Source organism: Anaerotignum sp. (assembly GCF_017483025.1).
GTDB lineage: Bacteria > Bacillota > Clostridia > Lachnospirales > Anaerotignaceae > Anaerotignum_A.
This window is the reverse complement of sequence record NZ_JAFUMA010000118.1, coordinates 1-6374: the sequence shown is the minus strand read 5'-3', so window position 1 is coordinate 6374 and position 6374 is coordinate 1. Positions and strand designations below refer to the sequence as shown.

Below are 6374 nucleotides of genomic sequence, written 5' to 3'. Positions count from 1 at the left end.
CTGACGTAGTGGAAGCCTTCACCCGCGCCATCTATAAAGGCCAGCAGTGGGTAGAAAGCCACACCTCCGCTGAAATTGCCGAAGTCATCCTGCCCCAGTTCAGCGAAAGCGACGTAGAGACCCTGACCACCATCATCGAACGTTATAAAGCCCAGGATACCTGGAAGACCGACCCCACCGTTTCTGCGGAAGGCTTTGCCCTCATCCAGGAAATCATGATGGAAGGCGGCGAACTGGCGGAAGCTATCCCCTATGATAAAATCGTTGTAACAGAGTTCGCAGAAAAAGTAATGAATGAATAAACCAAAAAGACTTGAGCCTTTTCAGACTCAAGTCTTTCTTATTTCCATCACTCAGGTGCAGTTTCATCCGCTTGTACCCTTCTCTGAATTTCTCCTGCAAAGTCTTCCACTTTAAAGCCCTCTGCACAGAATTTCTCAGAAGAAGCGATCACCGCTCCTACCCTTGCCATGTCCTCCATATTCACCCGCTGGATCTCCTCTGTATTGGAAGAACAGCAATCCTCGATGATGAGGATATTGTAATCCAGAGACAAACCATCGTAGCAGGAAGTGCGGATGCAGTTGGGCGTCGTTGTACCTGTCAGAATAACTGTTTTCGTTCCCAGCCTACGCAGGATCAGATCCAATTCTGTCTGGAAAAAGGCAGAAAAACGAGGCTTTACGATGGTATAATCCCCTTCCATGGGCTTGAATTCCTCTGGCACATCGATGGACAAAGGCCCCTTGCTGCCGGGCGCTAAGTAGCGACCTCCCTCCGCCCAGCTATTGTATCTTGTAAATTCCACATCGCTGCCATTTTTGCGATAAATACGATTCACGAAGAACACAGGGATGTCCCGTTCTCTTGCCTTTCTGATGACCCTCCCGCAGGCGGGCACGCTTGCCCTTGCATTTTTGATGCACAAAGGCGATTCCTCACTGATAAAGGCATTTTCCATATCGATCACGACCAGAGCCGTTGTTTTCCAATCCATAAAGCTTCCCCCTTTTCTTTCTGAAAATATACCATATTTTTTCTTCTGTGACTACCGTTTCTTTCTGTCGGGAAAAGCACCATTTGTCCCGCGGAAAATATAATAGGAGTATCAAATTCCCAAGGGAGGTCGTTTCCATGCGCCCCATCGTTTCCTTAGAGGACGTCAGCCTGCGCTATCACAGCATCAGCGGCGAAACGCCCGCTGTTTCCCATCTGAATCTCACCGTCCAATCTGGCGAATTCATATCCATCGTCGGCCCCAGCGGCTGCGGCAAATCCACCATCCTTTCCATGCTGGCAGGGCTGCTTCCCCCATCGGAAGGGAACATAGAAGTAAACGGCAACATCGGCTACATGCTGCAGAAGGATTATCTCCTCCATTGGCGCAGCATCCGCTCCAATGCCCTGCTGGGGCTGGAGATACAGAAAAAACTGACGCCGGAAAATATGGCATATGTGGATTCTCTTCTGGAGCAGTATGGTCTCGGAGATTTCAAAGAAAGCTTTCCCTGGCAGCTTTCCGGCGGCATGCGCCAAAGGGTCGCCCTCATCCGCACCCTTGCCATCCGCCCCGATATCCTGCTGTTAGATGAACCCTTCTCCGCTCTGGATTATCAGACCCGCCTTTCCGTATCTGACGAAATTGGTACCATCATCCGCAAGGAAGGGAAGACCGCCATCCTCGTCACCCATGATATTTCCGAGGCCATCAGCCTTTCGGACAGGGTCATCGTGCTGACAAAACGCCCTGCCCGCCTGAAGACCATCTTCCCCATCCAGCTTTCTGTGGAAGAGCGCACTCCCATGAAGGCAAGGGAAGCCCCGGAATTCAAGGATTATTTCAATGCCATCTGGAAGGAGTTGGATGTCCATGTTTCGTAAAAATGATCTGAAAGCTGTCTCCAAGGAACAGGCGGCCTTTCTTTCCCGTATCCAGAAAAGAAGAACAGCTGTACTTGCTTTGCAGGTCTTTCTGCTGGCCGCCTTTTTCTTCTTATGGGAAATCGCCGCAATCCGCGGCTGGGTAGACCCCTTCCTTTTCAGCCAGCCTACGGAGCTGTTCCAGACCGCCGTCAAAATGATCGGAGATGGCTCCCTTTTCCTGCATATCGGCACCACCCTCTGGGAAACGGTGGCAGGCTTTCTTTTAGGGACGATTTTGGGCACACTGACGGCGATCCTGCTCTGGTGGAATCGTTTTATCTCCGATGTGGCAGAGCCTTATCTGGTGGTGCTGAATTCTCTGCCGAAAACAGCTTTGGCTCCCATTATCATCGTCTGGTTCGGGAATAACCAAAGCTCCATCATTCTGGTGGCTCTGCTGACCTCTGTTGTCGTCACTATTCTCTCTGTCCTGAATGGGTTTCTGCAGGTGGATGAAGAGCGTATCAAACTCATTCAGATCTTCGGCGGCACGAAACGGCAGGTGCTGACGAAAGTTGTCCTTCCCGCCAATATTCCCTGTATCCTGAATGCATTGAAGATCAACGTTGGGCTTTCTTTTGTCGGAGTTATCGTTGGGGAATTTCTGGTGGCTCAGGATGGCCTTGGTTTCCTGATCGTTTATTCTTCCCAGACCTTCGCCATGCGGGTCGTACTCCTTTCCGTGGTCATTCTGGCAATCCTTTCCGCCTTGATGTATGGCGCCATTTCTCTGCTGGAAAAGAAATTCACCAAATGGCAGTCCTAAAAAGCAAAAGTGCAAGCCTCCCGGGACTTGCACTTTTTAATACTTAACTTTATATCTATCAAAATTTTTTACTCCGCTATCAAAGAATCGAATGAAAAACTATAAAAGAAAATATGCTACTCTTCCGATATCGTGCTATAATAGGAACGAAAAGTATAAAAACCTATACATTTTTAATTGCAGAGATACACCCTAGCAAAGGAGGAAATACTGTGAAACAAAGGGAAGACATCAAAAAAGTACTCATCATCGGTTCCGGCCCTATCATCATCGGTCAGGCATGCGAATTTGACTATTCCGGTACACAGGCGTGCAAAGCCCTGCGCAATCTGGGCTACGAGATCGTGCTGGTCAATTCCAACCCCGCAACCATCATGACAGACCCTGAAATCGCTGATGTGACCTATATCGAACCCCTGAATATCAATCGTCTGGAGCAGATCATCGCTAAGGAAAGACCCGATGCCCTGCTGCCTAATCTGGGCGGTCAGTCTGGTCTTAATCTGTGCTCCGAACTGTCTCAGGCAGGTATTCTGGAAAAATATGACGTAGAAGTCATCGGCGTGCAGGTAGACGCCATCGAACGCGGCGAAGACCGTATTGAATTCAAGAAAACAATGGACAGCCTGGGCATTGAAATGGCAAGAAGTGAAGTTGCCTATTCCGTAGACGAAGCCCTGGCTATTGCTGATAAGCTGGGCTACCCTGTTGTTCTGCGTCCTGCTTATACCATGGGCGGCACAGGCGGCGGCCTGGTTTACAACGTAGACGAGCTGAAAACCGTATGTACCCGTGGTCTGCAGGCTTCCCTGGTAGGCCAGGTTCTGGTAGAAGAATCTATCCTGGGATGGGAAGAACTGGAACTGGAGGTTGTACGTGACGCAGAAGGCAACATGATCACCGTCTGCTTCATCGAAAATATCGACCCTCTGGGCGTACATACAGGCGATTCCTTCTGTTCTGCTCCCATGCTGACTATTTCCGAAGAAGTACAGAAACGTCTGCAGGAAAAATCTTATAAGATCGTTGATTCCGTTCAGGTCATCGGCGGCACAAACGTACAGTGGGCCCACGACCCTAAAACAGACAGAGATATCATCATCGAAATCAACCCCAGAACCTCCCGTTCCTCTGCTCTGGCTTCCAAAGCAACAGGCTTCCCCATCGCGCTGGTTTCCGCTATGCTGGCAACAGGCCTGACCCTGAAGGATATCCCCTGCGGCAAATACGGCACACTGGATAAATATGTTCCCGACGGCGACTATGTAGTAATCAAATTCGCTCGCTGGGCATTTGAAAAATTCAAAGGCGTAGAAGATAAGCTTGGCACACAGATGCGCGCCGTTGGCGAAGTTATGAGCATCGGCAAAACATATAAAGAAGCCTTCCAGAAAGCCATCCGGTCCCTGGAAACAGGCCGTTATGGTCTGGGTCATGCCAAGGATTTCGATAAAAAATCCAAGGAAGAACTGCTGCGCATGCTGGTTTCTCCTTCCAGTGAACGCCATTTCATCATGTATGAAGCTCTGCGCAAAGGCGCAACTGTAGAAGAGATCCATGAACTGACAAAAGTAAAAGAATGGTTCATCAACCAGATGAAAGAACTGGTAGAGGAAGAAGAAGCGTTGATTTCAAACAAAGGCGCTCTGCCCGCCGATGATGTTCTCATCGCAGCAAAGAAAGACGGCTTCTCCGATAAATATCTGAGCCAGATCCTGGAAATCAGCGAAGCTGATATCAGAAACAAGAGAATCGAACTGGGCGTAGAAGAAGCATGGGAACCTGTACACGTAAGCGGCACACAGGATAAAGCTTACTACTACTCCACATACAACGCAACAGACAAAAACCCCGTAAAAACAGAAAAACCCAAGGTAATGATTTTGGGCGGCGGCCCCAACAGAATCGGGCAGGGTATCGAATTCGACTACTGCTGCGTACACGCATCCCTGGCGCTGAAGGAACTGGGCTTCGAAACCATCATTGTAAACTGCAACCCCGAAACCGTTTCCACAGACTACGATACTTCCGATAAGCTCTACTTTGAACCTCTGACACTGGAAGATGTTCTGAGCATCTATAAGAAAGAAAATCCAGTTGGTGTCATCGCACAGTTCGGCGGTCAGACTCCTCTGAATCTGGCGGCTGATCTGGAAAAGAACGGTGTGAAGATTCTGGGTACTCCTCCCGCAGTCATCGACCTGGCAGAAGACAGAGACCTGTTCCGCGCTATGATGGACAAGCTGGAAATCCCCATGCCCGAATCCGGCATGGCAGTCACAGTAGACGATGCATTGAAGATCGCTGATGAAATTGGCTATCCCGTTATGGTTCGTCCTTCCTACGTTCTGGGCGGTCGCGGTATGGAAGTGGTTTATGATCCCGAAAACCTGACAAAATACATGAACGCAGCTGTTGGCGTAACCCCCGACAGACCCATCCTTATTGACCGTTTCCTGAACCACGCTATGGAATGTGAAGCAGACGCCATCAGCGATGGCACCCACGCTTTCGTTCCTGCTGTTATGGAACATATCGAACTGGCAGGGGTACACTCCGGCGACTCCGCATGTATCATCCCTTCCAGACATATTTCCGAAGAAAATGTAAAGACCATCAAGGAATATACAAGAAAGATTGCAGAAGAAATGGGCGTTAAGGGCCTGATGAACATGCAGTATGCCATCGAAAACGACAAGGTATACGTTTTAGAAGCAAATCCCAGAGCATCCCGTACGGTGCCTCTGGTATCCAAGGTATGTAACATCCGTATGGTGCCTCTGGCGATCGATATCGTAACAGGCGAGCTGACAGGCAGACCTTCTCCCGTTCCCGCTCTGAAGGAACGTGATATCCCCTACTACGGTGTCAAGGAAGCGGTATTCCCCTTCAATATGTTCCAGGAAGTTGACCCTGTTCTGGGGCCTGAAATGCGCTCTACCGGCGAAGTTCTGGGTCTGTCCCAGTTCTACGGTGAAGCTTTCTTCAAGGCACAGGAAGCAACACAGACAAAACTGCCTCTGCGCGGCACAGTGCTGATCTCTGTTTGCGATAAAGATAAAGCTGAGCTGGCAGAAGTCGCAAAAGGCTTTGCTGATGCAGGCTTCAAGATTTTGGCTACAAAGGGCACACAGAAGGCTCTGGCAGATGCAAACATCGTTTCCGAATTCGTCTATAAGATCGGCGAAGGCAGACCTAACATCTCTGACCTGATCACCAACGGTAAGATCGATTTGATCATCAATACACCATTGGGCGCTGATGGTTCCGCCGATGACGGCTTCCTGCGTAAGGCTGCTATCCGCAAAAAGATCCCTTACATGACAACAATGGCTGCCGCAAAAGCAACAGCAAGCGGTATTGAATCCATGAATAAACCCAACTGCGGCATCGTAAGATCTCTGCAGGAACTGCACAGCACCATTACAGAAAAATAAAAACCTATAAATAAAAAAGAGGATGAAGTTTCAAAGCTTCATCCTTTTTATTGTGTAATTTTTCTTTTGGGCAAAAAAATAGAACCGCATTTGCGATTCTATTCTTCACTGGATTCTGGCGACCATCTACTCTCCCAGGCAGCTGCCCACCAAGTACCATCGACCGCTTGGGTCTTAACCGTCGTGTTCGGAATGGGAACGGGTGTGTCCCCCAAGCGCATCATCACCAGAAATCTTTTATTAAGTTG

At 49.2% G+C, this 6374-nt stretch carries 4 protein-coding genes, 1 rRNA gene and 1 pseudogene; 4 read left to right on the top strand and 2 right to left on the bottom strand.

The genetic code is table 11. From position 1 onward, the window contains the following. Nucleotides 1–302 (top strand): annotated as a pseudogene (locus tag IJ369_RS10075) (ABC transporter substrate-binding protein); the annotation flags it as partial. A gap of 47 nt (nucleotides 303–349) precedes the next feature. Here the strand turns inward: IJ369_RS10075 and IJ369_RS10070 are convergent. After that, nucleotides 350–997: a cysteine hydrolase family protein gene (locus IJ369_RS10070; RefSeq protein ID WP_290718662.1), complete on the bottom strand. Its 648-nt coding sequence runs from the start codon at nucleotides 995–997 to the stop codon at nucleotides 350–352. 137 nt (nucleotides 998–1134) lie between these two features. Here IJ369_RS10070 and IJ369_RS10065 point away from each other — a divergent pair, with 137 nt between their 5' ends. The 3 genes from IJ369_RS10065 (at nucleotide 1135) to carB (ending at nucleotide 6126) form a co-directional block, all read left to right on the top strand. Continuing rightward, nucleotides 1135–1881 (top strand): ABC transporter ATP-binding protein, encoded by a 747-nt coding sequence (locus IJ369_RS10065; RefSeq protein WP_290718660.1) that lies wholly within the window; start codon nucleotides 1135–1137, stop codon nucleotides 1879–1881. Beyond that, on the top strand, nucleotides 1871–2689 hold the full coding sequence (locus tag IJ369_RS10060; protein ID WP_290718658.1) for an ABC transporter permease: 819 nt from the start codon (nucleotides 1871–1873) through the stop codon (nucleotides 2687–2689). Before IJ369_RS10065 ends, IJ369_RS10060 begins: the two co-directional genes overlap by 11 nt. A 212-nt stretch (nucleotides 2690–2901) precedes the next feature. Then, a complete protein-coding gene (gene carB / locus IJ369_RS10055) occupies nucleotides 2902–6126 on the top strand; it encodes a carbamoyl-phosphate synthase large subunit (RefSeq protein ID WP_290718656.1) in 3225 nt (1074 codons plus the stop codon). A gap of 113 nt (nucleotides 6127–6239) precedes the next feature. Here the strand turns inward: carB and rrf are convergent. Further along, nucleotides 6240–6357, bottom strand: a 5S ribosomal RNA gene (rrf, locus tag IJ369_RS10050). Between the last annotated feature and the right edge of the window lie 17 nt (nucleotides 6358–6374).